Origin of the sequence: Immundisolibacter sp. (genome assembly GCF_014359565.1) — a bacterium.
In the GTDB taxonomy this organism is placed as follows: domain Bacteria; phylum Pseudomonadota; class Gammaproteobacteria; order Immundisolibacterales; family Immundisolibacteraceae; genus Immundisolibacter.
This window is the reverse complement of the sequence record NZ_JACIZD010000012.1, coordinates 39,285-59,563: the sequence shown is the minus strand read 5'-3', so window position 1 is coordinate 59,563 and position 20,279 is coordinate 39,285. Positions and strand designations below refer to the sequence as shown.

Genomic DNA, 20,279 nt, shown 5'->3' with positions numbered 1-20,279 from the left:
CAATATATTCTCAGGAATAAATAATCGCAAGATAAATCTTCAGGAATGACGATCCGCGCCCAAGCCGGCCAAAACCTCCGCCGTGTGCTCGCCAAGCTTCGGCGCCCGGCCGCGCACTGCGCCCGGCGTGGCCGACAGATGCACCGGCACGCCGGCGATGGTGACCGGCGTGGCGCTGCCCGGCTGTTCGACCTGCACCAGCATGTCGCGGGCGGCGAAGTGCGGGTCGGCAAAGATTTCGGCCGCGTTCTGCACCGGCCCGAACGGCACCCGCCCGCCGAACAGCGCCTTCAGCTGCGCCTTGCTTCGCTGGCCGGTGAAGCCCTCGATCAAGGTCGTGACCTCGCCGCGGCGGGCCAGACGCGCCGCATTGGTGGCCCAGCCGGAGTCGACCGCCAGTTCCGGGCGGCCAATGGCAGCGGCCAGTTCGACCCAGAACTTGTCGGTCGGACAGCCGATCGCCACCCAGCCGTCGGCAGCGCGAAACAGGCCGAACGGGCACAGCAGCGGGTGGCCGTTGCCCTCCGGGCCGGCCACCTCGCCGGCGTAGCTGTACTGGTGCACCAGCCGCTCGCACAGGGCCAGCACGCCATCGATCATGGAAATGTCCAGGAACTGCCCCTGCCCGCTGCGCTCGGCATGGCGCACGGCGGCCAGGATGCCGAAGGCCAGCATCAGCGCCGGCACCGTGTCGCCCACGCCGGGGCCGATCTTCAGCGGCTGGTCGGCGGTGGGACCGGTGATACCCATGATGCCGCCCATGGCCTGCGCCACCACGTCGAAGGCCGGCCAGTCGTTGTACGGACTCTCGCCGCTGCGGGGATCGCCGAAACCGCGAATCGCGCCATAGACCAGGCGCGGGTTGATCTTCGCCAGCGCCTCGAAGCCCAGCCCCAGGCGCTCCATGACGCCGGCGCGGTAGTTCTCGACCAACACGTCGGCGCTGGCCACCAGCTTCAGAAAGGCAGCGCGTCCGGCATCGGTTTTGAGGTCCAGTACCACGCTTTTCTTGCCGCGGTTGATGCTCTGGAAATAGCCGCCGAAGGCGCGCTCCGTATCATCGGCCCGAAACGGCGCAAAGCGGCGCGCCGGATCGCCCTCCGGCGGCTCGATCTTGATGACTTCCGCGCCGTGGTCGGCCAGCATCTGCGTACAGAACGGTCCAGCCAGCACCTGCGACAGGTCCAGCACGCGCAGCCCGGCCAGGGCTCCCGGACTCACGCGTGATCCCCGAGCAACTGGCGGCCGATCACCTTGAGCTCCAGGATCGGCTCCACGCCCTCGAAGATCGGCAGCACCAGCGCATCGGCCACCAAGCGGGCGATCGGGAATTCCTCGGCGTAGCCCCAGCCGCCGTGCAGCAGCTGCGCGCGCTGCGAGACCTCCACCGCCACCCGACAGGCGAACAGCTTGGCCATGGCGGCGAGCAGGCCGGCGTCGGCTTGCCCGGCGTCCATGGCGCGGGCCGCCGCGTGGCTGAGCTGGCGCGCCGCCTCGGTGCGCAGCGCCATCCAGCCGAGCTCATAGGCGGTGCTCTGAAACTGCCCGATCGGCCGGCCGAATTGCCGCCGCTGCTGCGCGTACTGCCCGGCCGCCAGCAGACTGGCCTGGGCAAGGCCGGTGGCCCGACCGGCAGTCTGCAAGCGCCCGGCCGCGAAACCGGCCATCTGGTAATAAAAGCCGCGACCGGCCTCCCCCACCAACCGGTCGCCGGGCACGAACCAGCGCTCGAACTGCAGTGTGAACGAGTGCATGCCCCGATACCCTGGCGTGCGGTCGGCCTTGCCGCTGAGCCGCCCGCCGCCCGGCTGGCGAAGATCGAAATCGTGCCCGAGGCAGCGCTCCTTCTCGACGATGAACAGCGACAGCCCGCGGTGGCCGGCGGCCGGATCGGGATCGCTGCGCGCCAGCAGCGCCAGCACGTCGGCGCGGCCAGCAAAGGTGCTCCAGGCCTTGGCGCCATCGATCGACCAGCCGGCCACGCCGTCCTGCACCGCCGGTGTCGCCCGGCAGCGCAGCGCGCCCACGTCGGATCCGGTGTCGGGCTCGGTCACCGCCACGCCGACCATCAGCTCGCCGCGCGCCACCGGCCCCAGCCAGCGCTGTTTCTGGGCTTCGGTGCCACCGGCCAGCAACGCCTTGGCCAGCACCTCCGGGCGCGTGATCAGGCTGCCGGCGGCCGGCAGCGAGGCCACCGACAGCTCCTCGGTGGCCACCACCATGGCCAGGTTGCTCATGCCGGTGCCGCCGTATTCGGCCGGGATCGACATGCCAAAGAAGCCCAGCTCGGCCATGCCGGCGATCAGTTCCTCCGGCACCAGCAGGTCGTCCAGATGAATGCGCTGGGCGAGCGGCGCCACGCGCTCGACGGCAAAGCGGCGGGCGCCATCGCGCAGCGCCAGGATGAGGTCGGCGTCCTCGCCGTGGATGGCGCCGTGGTTGACGAAGCCGTGGCCGGCAGAGCGCTCGGCCAGGGCGCGAAACCGGCTTTCGGACAGCGCGGATGCCAACGCCGCCCGCGCGCCGGCCGGCAAGGTGGCGTCGATATCGCCCGCCGGCAGCCCGAAATCGGCGCCGTGCCGCTCGATCAGGTGCAGCGCTTCGAGTGCGAAATCGGCGGCGAACAGATCCGCCATCTCACGCGCCGATGGATCCTCGTCGGCCCACTCGGCCAGCGCCTGGGCGGCCTTGTGTCGCGCTTCAAGGTTGGCATAACGGCGCACCGCGACCTGATGGCCGTCGATGTCGCGCCCGCCGGCGGTGAGCTGCACGAGACGCTCGCGCACCTGCGTGAGCAAAGCTGCCGTCCCGCGCAGCGCCGCCAGCCCCAGTTCGCCTGCCGTCATGCCGTGTCCCCAGAACGCCGTTTGTGGCGTCACCCGCCACTGCGGCCGGGATTATCGACGAGCCAACAGGGCATTGGCGCCCGCCAGGGGCGCCGCCCTCAGGATTCCGTGTCGGCGAGCGCCGTTTCCTGCGCCGGCAGCCGGGCGCGTTCATGGGCCGCGCGGCGTTTCAGGTAAGCCTCGCGGGCGATCTGCATGTCCTCGACGAACAGCGGCAGTTCCTCCAGCGTCAGCGCCTGCGGGCCATCCACCAGCGCCTTGGCGGGCGCCGGGTGGAAATCCACCAGCACCAGGTTGGCGCCGGCAATCACGCCCTGCGCGGCGGCGTGGTGGATGTCCTCGATACCGTCCGGACCCCGGTCGCGCCGGCCTACCGAATGCGAGGGGTCGACGCCCACCGGCATGCGCGTGAGGCGCTTGACCACAGGCACGTGCGCAAAGTCGACCAGATTGCGATGAGGGTCACCCAGGCTGGACTTGACCCCGCGCAGGCAGAACACGACCCGCTGGTTGCCTTCGCTGGCCAGGTACTCGGCGGCGTTCAGCGATTCTTCCAGCGAGATGCCGAAACCGCGCTTGAGCAACACCGGGAATTCCTGCTGGCGGCCGATGGCCTTGAGCAGCTCGAAGTTCTGCGTGTTGCGCGTGCCGACCTGCAGCATGACGCCGGTCGGCTGGCCGACCGCCGACAGTGCGTCGTTGATTTCCTGAATGTGCTTCTCGTGGGTGATTTCCATGGCGATCACCCGCACGCCGTGGCGGCCGGCCGACTCGAACACGAACGGCAGACAGGCCGCGCCGTGGCCCTGGAAGGCATATGGACTGGTGCGCGGCTTGTAGGCCCCCATGCGCGCGCAGCGCAGGCCCTGCGCGGCCAGCGCGGCGAAGGTGCGATCCACATGCTCGCGGTTGTCCACGGCGCACAGGCCCGGAAACAGCTCGAAGCTGTCCTGGCTGAAGGCGACGCCGTTGTACTCGAAACCGCTCGGCCGGAAGTCGTCCTGATGGCGCCCCAGAATGCGGTACTCGCGCGACACGCGCACCACCTGCTCCACACCGGGCAAATCGGCTATTTCCTCCCGGTCCAGGGTGGCGGTATCGCCGATCAGGTAAAGCTCGGTCAGGGTCTGCTGCGCGCCCTTTATCTCCTGCACGCGCACGCTCACGCCGGGCCTCCGGGCCAGATACTCCATGATGGCGACGAATGCCGGCGTGCCGGCATGGACGTGCTCTTGCAAGATCAGAATCATGGCGTACCTCGGCAACGGAAACTGGCCGCCATACTAGGGCAAGTCCGAACCGGCACCTTGACCCAAGGGACAAGCCCGGCAAGCGAATTGCAGGGGCATCCACCTGACCGCACTCAAGTTCCTGCCCTGTCTGGCGATACACAATCCGGCAGCAGAACGACGCTGCTGACAGCATCGGTCATCGCCTATGAAAAACTCCGTCGGCGGCACCCTGGAACCGCTTCTGCGACAAATCGTGCCGCAGCTGTGCGAGTTGGCTGCGGCCTGCAATCCCGGCCTTGTCGCAGCGCTGGCAGATCTGCGCGACGCGGCCACCACCGATCACACCGGCACCCTCCTGCAAGAGGCATTTTCGAAATTGTCACAGTCAGTGAAGCCGGGTCCGGTCCCGGGAAACCACAATGAATCCCCGCTGAACACCCGCGAGGGCCAACTGATCCGGAGCGTTTTGCAGCATGTGCTGGTGCCGGTGCCCCTGGAGCCGCTGGCGCAGGATATCGAACGCGCGCTGGGCAGGCCGACCGATGAGACCGGTCGCCAGAAACTTGCCGCCCAACTGATCCACCTGCTGGTGGAGTCCAAGGCCCATGCGCAACGGCGCCAGGCCGAGCTGCAGGAATTCCTCAAGGCCACCGTCGGCCGCCTGGTGCAACTCGAGACGGCCCTGAACGAAGCTAATAGCCTGAACCGCCAGGCCGGCGCACAGGCCCAGCAGACGCGACAGATCACCGACGCGCAATTCCTGCAGCTGCGTGCCGTGTCGTCGGAAACCGACGACCTGGACCAGCTCAAGTCGTTCATCCGCGAGCGCCTGGACCACCTGCAGGATCATCTGCGTCAGCAGGACCAGGCCGGCGACAGCCACCAGCGCCGACTGGAGGATCACCTCGGCCAGCTCAGCCAGCAGGTCGCGCAATTGAGTGCGGAAACCATCACGCTGCGCAGCCGACTGGATGTCACCACCGAAGAGGCCCTGCGCGATCCGTTGACCGGCGCCTACAACCGGCTCGCCTACGACCGCAGGGCGGCACTGGAAGTCGCCCGCTGGCGCAGCGATGGCGGCAACCTGTCGATGATCGTCTGCGACATCGACCACTTCAAACGTATCAACGACACCTTCGGGCACACCGCCGGCGACAAGGTGCTCAAGGAAGTGGTGCGCCTGCTGCAGGAACAGCTGCGCTCGTCGGATTTCGTGGCCCGTTACGGCGGCGAGGAATTCGTGGTGATCCTCAACGGCGCCGCCGAGGATGCCGCCATGAAGATCGCCGAGAAACTGCGCCGCACCATCAAGTCCGCGCCGTTTCGCAGTCGTGGCGAGCGGGTGCCGGTCACCATCTCCTGCGGCGTAGCCACCTTCAACAGCGACGACACACTGGAAACGGTCTTCGAACGCACCGATGCGGCCCTGTATGACGCCAAGGCCCAGGGGCGGGACCGCTGCGTACACGCCAGCAAGAAAGCCGCCTGAGGCAATGCCGGACAGGTCATCGGGTCTATCTTTAACCCGGCACCGGCCCCGCCGACCGTTGCGCGGGCATCAAAAGGCCGGTGCCAGTCCGGCCTTCAGCGCGGCGTTCCATTCCCGCACCAGGCCCTCGCCACGGGCCACTTCCTCGTTGCCCAGCTGCGGGCGCAGCAGATCGAGCGCTTTCTTCGCATTGGCGTTGTCGCGCGCCGCCGCCAGCGTGAACAGCGCATAGGCGCGCACCGGGTCGGCCGGCACGCCCAGGCCGTTGTAGACCATGAAGCCGAGGTTGTTCAGGGCAAAGGCATCACCCTTGGCGGCTGCCCGGCGATACCAGTGGACGGACTGGACATCGTCCCGCATGACGCCCTCGCCCAGGTGGTACATGCGCCCCAGGTTGAAGGCGGCCAGCGGGTCGCCCTGTTCGGCCGCCTTGCGGTACCAGTCGGCGGCGGCCTTCGGATCGGCCGCCATGCCGGCCCCGACATAGGCCATCACGCCCAGGTTGTACTGCGCCTCCCGGTGCCCTTGCGCCGCCGCGGCGCTGAACCAGCGCAGGGCCGTCGCGTCGTTGGCCTCGACACCGATGCCCTCGTAGTACATCTGACCGAGTGTGTACTGCGCGCCGGCGTGACCGGCATCGGCGGCCTTGCGGTACCAGGCCAGCGCCTGCGCCGCGTCGGGCGAAACGCCCAGGCCCTGGTCGTACAGCACGCCTAGGTTGTAGGCCGCTGACGGCACGCTGGCCGCCGCCTGCTCGAACTGCTTGCGGGCGGCACCGTAATCGCGCGCCACGCCGCGGCCGCTCACCGTCAGCACGCCCAGGTTGTAGGCGGCCTGGGCATGGCCCTGCGCGGCGGCGGCAGCAAACCACTTCGCCGCCGCCGCATCGTCGCGTGCCACGCCGTCGCCGTGCGCGTACATCAGCCCAAGCGCGTACTGCGCCGTGGCGTCGCCGGCCTTGGCGGCGGCGGTCTGGGCCTCGATCGAAATGGCGGGCGCTCCGTCCGCGGCCGGCGTCGCCGTGGCCTCCAGACCGGCCGCGGCAGCGCCGGTAGAACCCAGGCAAAGGGCCGCCAGCAGCAGGTGGCGAACGAGCAAATGCGGCGTGTTCGGGAGCACAGATGCGGCTTCATCGGGGGCTTGGGGGCGCTATGGTACGCTGCCCCGGCAACCTGTCACCGCGCCCGTGAACCGCCCAGAACTCCCGCCTGACGCCGATTCGGCCTTGCTGTCATCCGGCGTGCAGGCGCTGGCAGCGCAGGTCGACGATGCCTTGCTGGCCGACCGCCCCGCGCTTGCGAAACGCCTCGCCGCGCTGCAGCGGCGGCTCGTCAGCGGCCAGCCCGCCGATCGGCTGCAGGCCGAAGTCGCCGCCCAGCTCGCCCGCTCCGCGGCGGTGGTTGGCGCGCGGCGGGCCGCGCGGCCGGCAAGCGTCACCTTTCCGCCGGAATTGCCGATCACCGCGCATCTGCCGGAAATCACCGCCGCCCTGCAGGCGCATCAGGTGATCGTGGTCTGCGGCGAGACCGGCTCGGGCAAGACCACGCAGCTGGCCAAGCTGTGCCTGCACCTGGGCCGCGGCGTGCATGGCCGCATCGGCCACACCCAGCCGCGGCGCATCGCCGCCCGCGCCGTGGCGGCGCGTCTGGCGGTCGAGCTTGGCGCGCCGCGGGCAGTCGGCTACAGCGTGCGCTTCGACGACACGGTCGCGGACGGCGCCGCCATCCAGGTGCTGACCGACGGCCTGCTGCTGGCACACGCGCAGTCCGATCCGCAGCTGCTGGCCTACGACACGCTGATCATCGACGAAGCGCACGAGCGCAGCCTGAACATCGATTTTCTGCTCGGCTACCTGCATCGCCTGTTGCCGCAGCGGCCGGACCTGCGCCTGATCATCACCTCGGCCACCATCGACCCGCAGCGCTTTGCCGCGCACTTCGGCGGCGCGCCGATCATCGAGGTGTCCGGCCGCGGTCATCCGGTCGAGGTGCGCTACCGCCCGCTGCTGACGCCGGACCCCGACCAGGCCGACCGCACGCTGGTCGAGGGCATCGTGGCCGCCGTCGCGGAATTGCAAGGCGAAGGCCCGGGTGATGTGCTGGTGTTCCTGCCCGGCGAGCGGGAGATCCGCGACGCCACCGAGGCGCTGCGCGCGCACGGCACCGCCGGCCTGGAACTGTTGCCGCTGTACGCCCGCCTGTCGCGCGCCGAGCAGGACCGCGTGTTCGCGCCCTCCAAACAGCGCCGCGTGGTGCTGGCCACCAACGTGGCCGAGACCTCGCTGACCGTGCCCGGCATCCGTTACGTGGTCGACAGTGGCCTGGCGCGTGTCAGCCGCTATGGCGCCCGCAGCCATGTGCAGCGTCTGGGCATCGAGAAAATCTCCCAGGCCGCCGCCGATCAGCGCGCCGGGCGCTGCGGCCGGCTTGGCCCCGGCGTGTGCATCCGCCTGTACGCGCCGGACGACTACGCCAACCGCAGCCCGCACACCGACCCGGAAATCCACCGCGCCAGCCTGGCCAGCGTGGTGCTGCGCATGCAGGCCTTGCAGTTGGGCGAGGCGGCGGATTTCCCGTTCCTGGACCCGCCGCAGCGGCGCCACCTGCGTGCCGCGCAGCAGGCCCTGTTCGAACTGGGCGCTGTGGACGGCGCCGGCGTGCTGACCGGCATCGGCCGCCAGCTGGCGCGCTTTGCGCTCGATCCGGCGCTCGGGCGCATGCTGATCGAGGCCGGCCGAACCGGCGCGCTGCACGAAGTGCTGATCATCACCGCCGCACTGACCGTGCCGGACGTGCGCGAGCGCCCGCTCGACGCCCGCGAGCACGCCGATCAGGTGCACCGGCAGTTTGCCGACGCGCGCTCGGATTTCCTGTCGTTGCTCAACATCTACCGGGCCTTCGAGCAGGAGGCCCGCCACCGCTCGCAGGCCAAGCTGCGCCTGTGGTGCCGCGAGCATTTTCTGTCGTACCTGCGCCTGCGCGAGTGGCGGGACATCGCCGGGCAACTCACGGAACTGGCCAACGGCATGGGCCTGCGCGGCTCCAGCCTCGGCGCCGACTACGACGCCATCCACCGCGCGTTGCTGGCGGGCCTGCTCGGACGCATCGCCCGGCGCCAGGATGGCCCGCGCGGCGAATCCCGGCGGGCGCGCCTGTCCCGCGGCCTGGAGGGCGCGCGTGGCGCGCAAATGTGGGTGTTCCCCGGCTCTGCGCTGGCCAAGAAGCCGCCGCGCTGGCTGATGGCCGCCGAGCTGGTGGAGACCGGTCGCCTGTATGCGCGCACCGTGGCCGCCATCGAGCCGCACTGGGTGGAGGCCGCCGCCGCGCATTTGCTGCGCCGCGACTACAGCGAGCCGCAGTGGGATGTCGCCAGCCGGCGCCCGGTCGCCTTCGAGCGGGTGACGCTGTTTGGACTGACCTTGGCCAGCCGGCGGCGCGTTGCCTATGGCCCGATCGATCCGGCCCACGCGCGGGCCATTTTCATTCGCGAGGGCGTGATCGACGGCGCGCTGGATGCCGCGTGCCCGGCGCTGGCCGCCAACCGCCGCCTGCTGGGGGAGCTTGAAACGCTACAGGCCAAGGCGCGTCGGCCCTTGCTGATCGACGAGGATGCGCTGTTCGCGCTGTACGACGCGCGCATAGCAGCCGAGGTCTGGGACGGGCACCGCTTCGACCACTGGTTGCGCCGGCAGGCGCCCGATGCGCTGCGCCTGTCCGCCGACCAGTTGTTGACCGACCGCGCCGATGCGATCACGCCCGCGGACTTTCCCGATCGCCTGGCGGCCGGCGGCGCGCTGCTGCCGCTGCGTTACCGCTTCGAGCCCGGCCACGACGACGACGGCATCACCGTGCGCCTGCCGCTCGCACTGCTGCAGCGGATCGACGCCGATGTCTTCGACTGGCTGATCCCCGGCTGGCTGACCGAGAAATGCGCGGCGCTGATCCGCAGCCTGCCCGGCGCGCTGCGGCGGCAGTTCGTGCCGGCGCCGGACTTCGCCGCCCGGGCCCTGGCACGGCTGAGGCCGGGCACGGGTCCGCTGCTGCCGGCGCTGGCCGCTGCGCTGTCGGCTCTGGCCGGCCAGCCCTGCCCACCGGAGGCTTTCGACCCCGCCCGTCTGGACCGGCACCTGCGCCTGCGCTTCGAAATCGTGGATGAGCACGGCACGGCGCTGGCCACAGGCCGGGACTGGTCGCAGCTGCAGGCCCGTTTCGGTCAGACCCGGACACCCGTCGCGGCCTCCGGCCGCCCCCACCCGCTGGAACACAGCGGCATCACCGCCTGGGATTTCGGCGCCCTGCCGCGGCAGGTGACCACGCCCGGTCCGGGCGGCGCGCTGCTGCTGCGCTGGCCGGCGCTGGTCGATGCGGGTGACGACTGCGCGGTGCGTCTGTTCGACGACGAGATCACGGCCGCGGCAGCGCACCGCGGCGGGGTGCGTGCCCTGCTGACGCGCGCCCTGGCCGACGATTTGCCGACCCCGGCCACGCTGGCGCCGGCGTCGGCGCTTTACCGGCGCCTGGGTACGCCTGCCCAGCTGCTGCGCGAGCTGCAGCGGGCGATCATCGACAGCGCCTGGGATGACCCCAACGCCCCCCGCGACGGCGCCGAATTCGCCGTGCTGGTCGCGGCGCTGCAGGTCCGGCTGGTGCCCATCGCGGACCGGCTCACGCGAGCCGTGACCGATACCCTGCGCGCCTGGCGGGACATCGAGCGCCGACTCGACCACGCCACCACGCTGGCGCTGCTCGAAGTGGCCGCCGACCTGCGCGATCAGCTCGGGCGTTTGATCCAGCCGGGATTCGTCGCTGCCACGCCGCCGCTGTGGCTGGCCGAACTGCCGCGCTACCTGCACGCCGCGGCAACGCGCCTGGAGCGCGCGCAGCGCGATCCGATTGCCGAACGAGCCGATCGACAGGCGCTGCAAACCCTGTGGCAAGCGTTCTGGCTCGCCTACCCGCCCCACAGCGACGACCCGGCCTGGACTGAACTGCGCTGGCTGCTGGAGGAACTGCGCGTCGCGCTGTTCGCGCCGGAACTGGGCACCGCTCAGCCCGTTTCGGTCACGCGCCTGTCGCGCCTGCTACAGGAACTGGCACGCCCGTGACGAGCGCGCACCGCGTTGACGGCGAGCGCCATCGGTCCCTGGCCAGCGAAGTTGCGGTCAATGATGATCGTCAGCCGACCGCCGCCGTCGACCTCGGCGCTCAGGAGCAGGATGCCGGCCGGGCAAGTGGCGGGCTTCAATCCGCGTCGTCATCCGCCGGCCAGGCCTGAAGCGCCCGCAGCAGGCTGCGCTTTTTGACCTGATGCGTCTGCATGCGGCGCAGGATGTCGTCCAGCGTGCGCAGCGCCTCCGCGATGTACGGCCCCTTGTTCAGCATCACGCATTCGGCGCGACCGCCCATGGCGGCGTCGGTGATCTCGGCCCGCGACGGCTGACCGGTCTTGGCCAGCCCCTCCAGCACCTGCGTCGCCCACACCACCGGCATGTGGGCCGCCTCGCAGGCCCACAGCAGTTCTTCCTGCACCTCGGCCAGGCGTTCGAAACCGCACTCGATGGCCAGGTCACCGCGGGCGATCATCACGCCGGCGGCGCGGCTGCCCATGGCCGCCAGCAGCATGCCGGGCAAGTGCTCGAAGCCGCGGCGGGTTTCCACCTTCAGGATGATGCCAAGCCCGCCGCCGTCCAAGCGCGCGAGTTGGCCCTGCAGGGCGCGCACGTCCGCTGCCGACTGCGCGAACGACAGGCCCACCAGGTCGGCATGCCGCACCACCACGTCGAGGTCCTCGATATCCTTTTGCGTCAGCGCCGGCAGTTGCAGGGTGCTGTCGGGCAGGTTGATGCCCTTGTCGGCCCGCAGCGTGGCGCCGCCGGGACGGCAGTCGGTGATTTCCACCAGCAGGCCGGCGGCGCCGGTGCGGCGGACCACGCCACCGATGCGCCCGTCGTCGAACCAGATGCGCTCGCCGCGGCGCACCTGCCCCAGCACCTGCGGCAGGGTGCACGGCACCCTGGCAGGCCGTGGACGGCCGCGGCCGGTTGCCATTGCTGCCGGCTGGCCGATGCCGTCCGGCGTCACCAGCAGCCGATCACCACGCTGCAGGTGCACCCCGGCCGGTGCGGGCGGCAGGTCGCCGATGCCGCTCACCGCCGCCTTGCGCCCACGACGGCGCAGCTCCAGCCGCGTTTCGGCGACCAGGTAGGCGGTCTTTTGCCCGACCATCAACGCCCCGGCAGCGGTGCGATGACGCACCACGAACTGCCGCTTGGCGCCGCGGGCGTCGACCAAATGCACGATGTCGCCCACCCGCAGCTGCGCCAGCCAAGCCGGCTCGACGCCGATGTTTGCCGCGGCGCCCGGGACCGGCACGACGCTACCGAGCGGATGCAATCCAATCAGGGCCGGTGCGGTGACCGTGCCCCAGGCGTTGCGCTCGGGCTTGACCTTGAGCACCGGCGGTCCGCCTGCGATGGGGCCAGTGCGCAGCTTGGGGCCGGCCAGATCCATCAGGATGCGCACCGGCCGCCCGGCGCGGCGCGCCTGCCGACGGACCCGCCGCGCCATGGCGACCCATGCAGCCGGGGTATCGTGCGCGCAGTTGATGCGGGCAATGTCCATGCCGCCCTGTACCAGCATCGCTACCAGGGTGTCGTCACTGGCCGCCGTACTCGGCAAGGTCACCATGATGCGCACGCCGCGCGCCTGCGGCGGGGGTCCGAACAGGCGCTCGGCGTGCTGCGCCAGCAGCGCCGGGCCACGCTGGGCGCCAACCGGTTCGTCGCCGCTGCGCGCGGTCCACGTTTGCCCCACCACCAGGTGCAGCAAGCCCAGGACCTTGTCCACGCTGGCCAGCGCATGCGTCTCGGCGCGGCCGAGCGACGACACACCGACCCAGGCCAGACGTTCCTGCAGGTGGCGGATGTCATGACGGCGCATGGCAAGGTAATGCGCCAGATTGACGGCACTGGCCTGCCAGTGCGGCTGCACATCATCCAGCCTTGGGCTGAGACGCTGATGCGCCTGCAGCATGGCGGCGCGCAGCTGCTGCAGCTCGTCGATCAAGGCCAGACAGGTCGCCGCGTCCCACGCGCCGGCCGCGGCCGAAAGGGGCGGCTCAATCATGACCGGGCATGTTAAACCCAGCGCATGGCAGCCTTGTGACACGGCCCGCGACGGAACCGCAGGACCGAGCACGCAAAAAAGCCCCGCCGGCGCGAATGCACCGGCGGGGCTCGCAAATCACCGGCTGGCCGGGATTACTTCTGAATGGCGGCGATGAACTCGTCGGCCTTGCACAGATCGGCGAGGTAGGTCAGCGAAGTCTGGATGGCCGCGTCGTGGGCTTCCTTGCTGCCGGCGCAGACGCAGTCTTCGATGACGATGCAGTTGTAGCCCTTGTCGACGGCGCTCCAGGTGGTGCCTTCCACCACGAAAGTGGTGGCCACGCCGATCATGGCAATGTCGGTGATGCCGTTCTTCTTGAGCACCTCGTCCAGGTTCGAACCCACGAAGGCGCTGATCATGGACTTCTTGACGATCTCGTCGCCGGGTTTGGGCGCCACTTCATCATGAATCTGCGCGCCCCAGCTGCCCGGCACCAGGGTCGGGCCGCCCTGACCCAGCATGCGGAAGAAGGCGCCGCGCGTGGGCATCGGTGCCGCATCCGGCCCGAACTCCACCATCACATGGATGACCTTCATGCCGGCCTGGCGGGCGGCATCCAGCAGCTTGGCGCTGCGCGGCAGGATGCCGGTTTCCTGCACCATCTTGGCAAAGCCGGCCGCCTGCGCCAGGGGAGCATCCGGATGGATGATGTCGTTCTGGAAATCCATCGACAGGACAGCGGTCTTCTTCACGTCGATTTCGATGGCCATCTATAGGCTTCCTTCGGTTGATTGACGGGTGTATGCGATGTACCGGCCTGGCAGCACCGCCTCAGAAATGCACCTCGAAGCGACTGGGCTCGAAGCCATCCGGCACGGTCGGCGAGTGCAGCAGCTCCACTGACGGCGACACTTCCACGAACACCAGGGCCAACAGCATCAGGTTGGCCTCGGCCGGCGGCAGATCATTGATCGGAAACTGGTCCAGATGCGCGATCATCGACTCGATGCGCGGCAGCAGCGCATCGTACACGCGCTGGATTTCGGCCAGTGGCGTGCCGATGCGCTTGCTGTGCCGCCCGCGCTCGGTCGGCAGCGCCCAGTCGGCCAGCCAGGCGAGGTCCCGATAAGCCTCGGGCAGGGCAAAGCCGGTCTCGCTCATGGCCGGTTCACCCATTCCTGCACCGTGTGCAACTGGTGGCGCACGGCGATCTCCATCTCGCTGACCGGCAGGTGCTTGAGCACCCCCGAGCCCATCGCCTTCTGCGCGAATTCGAGCGTGCTCAGATCCTCGTACAGGATGTCGCGCAGCAGCACCTTGGTGTGTTCCTGGGCGAATTTCTGGCCGGCCGTCTCGGCGTCGAGCTGGTAGATGTTCATCTCCCAGGTCGACTCGTCCACCGACACCGGCCAGAAGTTGTAGGTGAAGTACCAGCCCGGCCCGACGTCGATGAAGAAATTCGGGAAGAACACGTTGATGTCGAACCACCAGTTGGCGGACTTGTCCGGGTTCAGGCCCGGCAGGTCGACCATGTCGCCCGGCGCGAAGCTCATGCCGTATTTCCAGGCCAGCGTTTCCGACGGGGTCGGCTTGTGGTTCGGATTGACCCACACGGAACCGGAATGGTGCGGCCCGTAGATGCGCGCGGTGCTGAGCAGGCCGTAGGGGTTTTCCTGCCCGGCGCAGGCATCCGGCACCGTGTGCCGGTGCACCATCATCACGTGGTAGGCCTCGTGGAAGGCGTCGATGAAGGTCTTCCAGTTGGCCTTCACCCGTGCGCTGTAGCGGGCAATGTGGTTGAAGCGGGCGAACGGGTAGTCGTCCAGCTGCGTGGCCATGCCGCCCAGGAACTCGCGCAGGCCGATCTTGGGCTCGGGTTCCCAGTGCACGAAGATGAAGCCGTTCCAGGTGTCGGTGGCCACCGGCCGCAGGCCATAGTCGGCGCGGTCCAGATTGGCGAAATACTCTTCGCCCGGCAGGCCCTTGAGGCGACCGTCCAGATCGAAGGTCCAGCCGTGGAAGTTGCAGATGAAGCCCTGCGCGTTGCCCTTGTCGCAGATGGCCACGGCCATGCCGCGGTGCGTGCACACGTTGTGGAAACCACGCACCACGCCGTCCTTGCCGCGCACCAGCAGGATCGAGGTCTTGAGCACCTCGATCGGGCGTACCACGTAGTCGCCGGGATTGGGCAGTTCCTCGACCCGCGCCACCTCCAGCCAGGCGCGGCGGAAGATTTTTTCGCGCTCCTTCTCGAAGAACTCGGCCGAGATGTAGGGCTCGACCGGCAGCGGGCCGGTGCCCATGTCGGGCGCCGGGGTGGTGATCTGGGTATGGAATTTCTCGTCCGGCTTGGTCATGACGTCTCTCTCCTGCTTATGGTTGTGCGGACCGCCGCGTATGCGGCTGCCACGCGACAGCAACTCGAATGGTAAGCGAATTAACGGCCGATCAGTCGACCGGTTTCCAGGGCAGCCGTGTCGGGTTGTCCCTGTACCAGCCCTGGATATTCTTCTTGAGCACCTTGCCGGTCAGGCCCTTGGGCAGCTCGTCGACGATCTCGATGTGCTTGGGCACTTCGTACTTGGCCAGGCGCGGCCGGCAGAAGGCCAGCAGCTCCTCGGCCGTCACGTGGGCGCCTTCCCTGAGGCTGACCGTCGCCACCACCGCCTCGCCCCATTCGGGGTGCGGCGCACCGATCACCGCCACCTCGCGCACCGCCGGATGCTCGGCCAGCACGGTCTCGACCACGCTCGGGTAAATGTTCGCAGCGCCGGAGATGATCAGGAAATTCTTGCGGTCGGTCAGGTACAGGTAACCGTCGGCGTCCAGCCGGCCCAGATCGTGGGTTTTCAGCCAGCCGTCGACCAGCGTCTGCGCGGTCAGCTCCGGCAGGTTCAGGTAGCCGCGCATGTTGGTGCTGGCGCGGATCCAGACCTCGCCGACTTCACCTGCCGGTAGCGGCCGCCCGCGCTCGTCGCGGATGGACAGCTCCATGTGCACACCGCAGCGGCCGCAGGAGCTCAGCAGCTCCGGGCGCTCGGACAGCCCGCGCAGGTGATCGTCGTGATGCAGGAACGACACCCAGCCGCCGGTGGTTTCGGTGATGCCGTACAGCTGCATCAACTCGCAGCCGAAGGTGTCCAGCGTGCGGCGGATCAGCGCCGGGCGCGCCGGCGAGGAGCCGTAGGTAACCAGCCGCAGCGAGGACAGGTCGTAGCCGCCGCGGTCGTACTCGTCCAGCAGGCGCTGCATCATCAGCGGCACGATGATGGTGGCCGTGACCCGATAGCGGCCGACGAACTGCAGGAAACGCGCGGTATCGAAGTCGCCATTGGGCAGCACCACGCTCATGCCGTTCATCAGGTTCATCGAACCCAGCACGAAGGTGATCCAGCCCGAGGCCGTGGGCGGGAACCACACGTCCTCGTAACGCAGCCCGATGCCCAGCACCGTGTACAGCATGGAGTCACGCATGGCGCCCTGGCTCAGCATCACGCCCTTGGGCATTCCGGTGGTGCCGGAGGTGTAGCTGAGCGCGATCAGGTCATCCTCGGCCAGCTCCACGGGCCGCGGCCCGGCATCCGCGCTGTCGATCAGGGTCTCCAGGTCATGCTGCAGGCCGTGCGCGCCGCCGTAGCCGATCAGGATCCGGCCCTCGGCGCGGATGTCGTCCAGTATCTCGGCCAGCAGCGGCACGCAGTTGGCCTGCACCAGAATCACCCGTGCGTTGCTGTCGCGGATGACGTGCAGCATCTCGCGCGGCGCGTAGCGCCAGTTGATGCCGCAGCGCAGCAGGCCGATCTTGTAGCAGGCGTAGAGGTGCTCGTAGACCTCCAGGTGCTCGTGGCTGAGGATGGCGGCCACATCGCCTTTTTTCAGGCCAAGGCCCTGCAGGGCAGCGGCGAGGCGGTCCGAGCGAGTGTGAATCGCCTGCCAGCTCAGCGACCGGTCGCCATCGTGATAGGCAATCCTGTCCGGGTAGTGCGCCGCGCAGCGGGCAATGTAATCGCGTGGCAGCATGGCCGCCGTCTCCTGTCGCAGGTCTGGTGGGGGCAGAACGCGGCGAGGATCAGCCGGGCTTGAATTTCAGCAGCGGCAATCCTTCGCCGACTTTCTCGAACGTGGCCTGCACGGCGCGGCCGATGGTCAGGTCGTTGTTGGCGACGCCGACCACGTTGGCCAGCAGGCGCGGACCTTCGGCGAGCTCGATCAGGCACACGTTGTACGGGACCATGGCCTCGAAGGCCGGGTCGAAGGTGCGGTGCATGACCACGTAGCTATAGATCTCGCCGCGGCCGGAAGCCTCACGCCACTGCACAGCGGTCGAGCCACAGTTCTCGCACACAAATGCGCCCGGCGCCAGCCAGGTGTCGCAGTCCGGGCAGTGCTGCACCAACACCTTGCCGTCGGCCATGGCGTCGAAATGCGGCTGGTTCAACTCGTTCAGGACCGGCATCGGCCAGCCCTTGATGCGCGTGATGTCGTACATGGCGACCTCCTTACAGGCTGGCGTGCGGGCTGGTGATCATGCAGGCGTGGTACATCATGCGCCCGCCGTAGGCGGCGGTAAGCACCAGATCGTGCTTGACCTGGCGCTCGCCGGCCGTGCCACGGGCCTGCATCACGCCCTCCGACAGCGGCGTGCCGCCCTGCAGGTAATAGCCGGACAACTGGCCGCCGCCGGTGTTGACCGGAAAGCTGCCGCCCGGCGCCGTCTGGCCGGCCAGCACGAACTCACCGGCGCCGCCCGGCTCGACGAAGCCGTACTGCTCCAGCTGCAGCAGGATGCAATAGGTGAACGCGTCGTAAACCTGCGCGCAGTCGATGTCCTTGGGGCCGACACCGGCCATGGCGTAGGCGCCCTGCCCGGCCAGCTTGGCACCGATCTCGATCTCGTTCTCGAAGCCGCGCCGGTTGGTCACACCGCGGTGCCCCTGCCCCATGCCGTGGATGTACACCGCCGGCTGTGGGCCGTCGGCGGCGCGCTCGGCACTGGTCACGACCACGGCCACGGCGCCGTTGACCGGGAACGAGCAGTCGAACAGGTGAAACGGCTCCACCACGTACGGCGAGTTGTGGTGGTCTTGCATGCTGAGCGGCTTTTTCATCATCGCCAGCGGACTCTTGAGCGCCCACTGCCGGCAGGCGACCGCCACCGCGCCCAGGTGATCCTCGGTCAGATGATTCTTGTGCATGTAGCGCCGCGCCGCCAGCGCATAGGCCGCCACCGGCCCGAACAGGCCAGTCGGCGCCTCGCTGCCGAGCTTGCCCATCAGCGGCAGCGGCATGCCAAAGGCCTGTTGGGTACTGACCCCCGGCACGATCGGCGCGTCCGAAAACACGCACACCACCGCCTTGGCCATGCCGGCCTGCACTGCCAGCGCGGCCTGCTGCACCATCTGCACGCCGGACGAACCCTCGGCCTCGACCACCGAGCACAGGGTCAGATCCTTCAGGCCCGCGTAGTCCAGCAGGTCCATCGGCAGGTCCATCAGCGTCGCGACCGGGCTCTTGTTGATGAGCAGGCCGTCGATGTCGGACTTCTTCAGCCCGGCGTCGGCGATGGCGCGGTGGATGGCGGTGACCGCCAGTTGCCAGGTCGGCCCGATGTACTGACGGCTCAGATCCGACATGGCAAAGCCACGGATCGCCGCCAGCGGTTTCTTGCTGGCCATGCAGTTTCTCCTCAAGGTTGTGGGGGCAGGCCCGCAGCAATCCATCCCGGACTGTTCGGACCTAAGAAAGCCGGATCGCCCGATCCGGCTTTCTACAATCAGGCGAGCGGCGGGCGCTCTTCGGGGGCGGATTCCTTGCCGCCGCGGCAAACCATCAAATCAGAAATGCCAGATTCGGAATCGCCTCGTCGCCATTGACCAGGACCACCTTCTTGTAGGCCATCTTCAGGCCTTCGTCCGTGCGCCGCAGCCGGTGCGTGGTGCGCCCGGCCCAGATGCGCATGGCGTGTGTGGACTGGACCACCGTCTCGATCAGCATGAAGTTCGAGCCGACCTCGTAGCCGTCATCCGTTCGGCCGATCTCGACATTGGAAATCAACCGCCGCATCGGCGAGGCCGGCTCCTGGCTGTAACGATAGCCGGTCAGCAGCTGGCGCACGCGGGTGGCGATACGGGTGCGGTTGTCGTAGATGTGCGACACGTGCGTGTTCGGGTCGTGGCCCTCGGCGCGCGGCACCCAGTACACGCCGTCGTCGGTCCACAGGGCTTCCCAGTCGGCGTAGCGGGACTCGTCGGCCAGGCGCGCTTCCTGATAGATGAAGCCGGTCACTTCGCGCAGTTCGGCTTCGCCGAGCGCGGCTTGTTCGAGTGTTGCAGTGCTCATTGCGTGCCCCTCAGCCGGCCATCACGTGCAGGTAGTGCTGCCAGAAACCGCGGTTCGAGGTCTCGTCGGTCATGTGCGAGGTACGCACGCCGCGCGGGTCGGTTTCCTCGCGATTCAGGCCGCGGCTCAAATCACACCACGGATCACCGGCTTCGAGTGCCTGCTGCGCCCGCTCGGCAATCGACGCGTCGTCCGCCACCAGGAACGAGGCCGGCCCGAGCGCCCCCTCGCTTTGCCGCAACAGCCGAAAATCCAGGCTCGGCGCGCCTTCCAGCAACATCGGCGTGTGCCACTGCACGCTCTTGTTCACGGCCAGCGGCTGGAAAATGACGATGTTCATCTCGGCCAGAAACAGGTTCGGCCAGATGCAGGCGTGCGGCGGACCCAGGCGCATCAGCTCGGCGGCCCGCTCCTTGCCGTACGATTTTTCCATCGCGGCCACGTAGTCGGCGGCCTTTTCGGGGCTGGTGCCCAGCCACTCCAGCGGCTTGGTGTAGCCGCCGGCAAAGTCGATCTCGGTGTGGCCGTTGCCCCAGTCGCGGATGACGCCGTTGGCCGAGGTGTCGTCCGCCACGAACTGGTCGTACTGCGAGCGGATGGCCCGCACGAAGGACTGATGCGTGAAGCCGACGTGGTAACCGTCGGTGTCGTTCTCGGGCAGCATCTTCCAGTTGGCGCCGTACTCATGGCGCACCCAGCCGGCGGAAAGGCGCAGCCTGCCCTCGGGCGACAGGTCGCAGGCGCGGTCGATCAGCTCCTTGGCGCGGCCCAGGTGCTCGTCGAGCGTAATGCCGTCCGGCGCCGCGCTGGCAAACACAAAACCGCGGTAGCTGCCGCTGCGCGGCACCTCCAGGCCAAGCTTGCTCCAGTCCTTCTGGAAGCCGCCGGCGTGCGGCACGTCCTGCAGCTCGCCATTCAGGCCGAAGGTCCAGCCGTGGTAGGGGCAGGTGAAGTTCCTGGCGTTGCCGGCGGCGGTGTTGCACACCAGATTGCCGCGATGCTGGCAGCGGTTGATGAACACGTTCACCGCGCCATCCTGGCCGCGCACCACCAGGTAGTGCTGGCGCCCGACGGTGCGGGTGATGTAGTCGCCCGGGTTCGGCAGCTCGCTGTCGTGGGCCACGAACACCCAGCCGCGCGAAAAAATCTTGTCCAGCTCGTCCTCGAACACGTACGGCTCGGTATACAGCGAGCCGTGGACGCGGTCCGGCTGGATCAGGTCCCGGTAACTGGCCGGGGAGAGACGTTCGATACGCATGCCCTTGCT

General features: G+C 68.7%; 15 protein-coding genes. 2 read left to right on the top strand and 13 right to left on the bottom strand.

The window, feature by feature from the left end:
- Positions 1–39: 39 nt before the first annotated feature.
- The 3 genes from H5U26_RS11950 to H5U26_RS11940 form a co-directional block, all read right to left on the bottom strand.
- A complete protein-coding gene (locus H5U26_RS11950; protein WP_290619966.1) occupies positions 40–1,221 on the bottom strand; it encodes a CoA transferase in 1,182 nt (393 codons plus the stop codon).
- Entirely contained in the window at positions 1,218–2,846 is a 1,629-nt protein-coding gene (locus tag H5U26_RS11945; protein WP_290619964.1) for an acyl-CoA dehydrogenase family protein, read from the bottom strand. Before H5U26_RS11945 ends, H5U26_RS11950 begins: the two co-directional genes overlap by 4 nt.
- Before the next feature lie 98 nt (positions 2,847–2,944).
- Positions 2,945–4,096 (bottom strand): hypothetical protein, encoded by a 1,152-nt coding sequence (locus H5U26_RS11940; RefSeq protein WP_290619962.1) that lies wholly within the window; start codon positions 4,094–4,096, stop codon positions 2,945–2,947.
- A gap of 463 nt (positions 4,097–4,559) precedes the next feature.
- Between H5U26_RS11940 and H5U26_RS11935 the strand changes: the two genes are divergently transcribed.
- Entirely contained in the window at positions 4,560–5,567 is a 1,008-nt protein-coding gene (locus H5U26_RS11935) for a GGDEF domain-containing protein (protein WP_290619960.1), read from the top strand.
- A 69-nt stretch (positions 5,568–5,636) separates the two neighbouring features.
- On the opposite strand, the gene H5U26_RS11930 is transcribed toward H5U26_RS11935, so the two are convergent.
- On the bottom strand, positions 5,637–6,665 hold the full coding sequence (locus H5U26_RS11930) for a tetratricopeptide repeat protein (protein WP_290619958.1): 1,029 nt from the start codon (positions 6,663–6,665) through the stop codon (positions 5,637–5,639).
- A 127-nt stretch (positions 6,666–6,792) separates the two neighbouring features.
- Between H5U26_RS11930 and hrpA the strand changes: the two genes are divergently transcribed.
- Positions 6,793–10,671 carry an ATP-dependent RNA helicase HrpA gene (hrpA, locus tag H5U26_RS11925; protein WP_290619956.1) on the top strand — a complete coding sequence of 1,293 codons (3,879 nt, stop codon included), beginning with the start codon at positions 6,793–6,795 and terminating at the stop codon, positions 10,669–10,671.
- Positions 10,672–10,807: 136 nt separating this feature from the next.
- Here the strand turns inward: hrpA and H5U26_RS11920 are convergent, their stop codons facing one another.
- The 9 genes from H5U26_RS11920 to H5U26_RS11880 form a co-directional block, all read right to left on the bottom strand.
- Positions 10,808–12,691: a pyruvate kinase gene (locus H5U26_RS11920; protein WP_290619954.1), complete on the bottom strand. Its 1,884-nt coding sequence runs from the start codon at positions 12,689–12,691 to the stop codon at positions 10,808–10,810.
- 134 nt (positions 12,692–12,825) lie between these two features.
- Entirely contained in the window at positions 12,826–13,443 is a 618-nt protein-coding gene (locus H5U26_RS11915) for an isochorismatase family cysteine hydrolase (RefSeq protein ID WP_290619952.1), read from the bottom strand.
- Positions 13,444–13,504: 61 nt separating this feature from the next.
- Entirely contained in the window at positions 13,505–13,834 is a 330-nt protein-coding gene (locus H5U26_RS11910) for a hypothetical protein (RefSeq protein WP_290619950.1), read from the bottom strand.
- Positions 13,831–15,030, bottom strand: coding sequence for an aromatic ring-hydroxylating dioxygenase subunit alpha (locus H5U26_RS11905; protein WP_290619948.1), 1,200 nt, complete (start codon positions 15,028–15,030; stop codon positions 13,831–13,833). Before H5U26_RS11905 ends, H5U26_RS11910 begins: the two co-directional genes overlap by 4 nt.
- Positions 15,031–15,121: 91 nt before the next feature.
- On the bottom strand, positions 15,122–16,693 hold the full coding sequence (locus tag H5U26_RS11900) for an AMP-binding protein (RefSeq protein ID WP_290619946.1): 1,572 nt from the start codon (positions 16,691–16,693) through the stop codon (positions 15,122–15,124).
- A gap of 49 nt (positions 16,694–16,742) precedes the next feature.
- Positions 16,743–17,162: an OB-fold domain-containing protein gene (locus H5U26_RS11895; protein ID WP_290619944.1), complete on the bottom strand. Its 420-nt coding sequence runs from the start codon at positions 17,160–17,162 to the stop codon at positions 16,743–16,745.
- 10 nt (positions 17,163–17,172) lie between these two features.
- Positions 17,173–18,348: a thiolase family protein gene (locus H5U26_RS11890; protein WP_290619942.1), complete on the bottom strand. Its 1,176-nt coding sequence runs from the start codon at positions 18,346–18,348 to the stop codon at positions 17,173–17,175.
- Between the two features lie 154 nt (positions 18,349–18,502).
- Entirely contained in the window at positions 18,503–19,012 is a 510-nt protein-coding gene (locus tag H5U26_RS11885) for an aromatic-ring-hydroxylating dioxygenase subunit beta (protein WP_068802401.1), read from the bottom strand.
- A 10-nt stretch (positions 19,013–19,022) separates the two neighbouring features.
- Positions 19,023–20,270, bottom strand: coding sequence for a Rieske 2Fe-2S domain-containing protein (locus H5U26_RS11880; RefSeq protein ID WP_290619938.1), 1,248 nt, complete (start codon positions 20,268–20,270; stop codon positions 19,023–19,025).
- Positions 20,271–20,279: the final 9 nt, after the last annotated feature.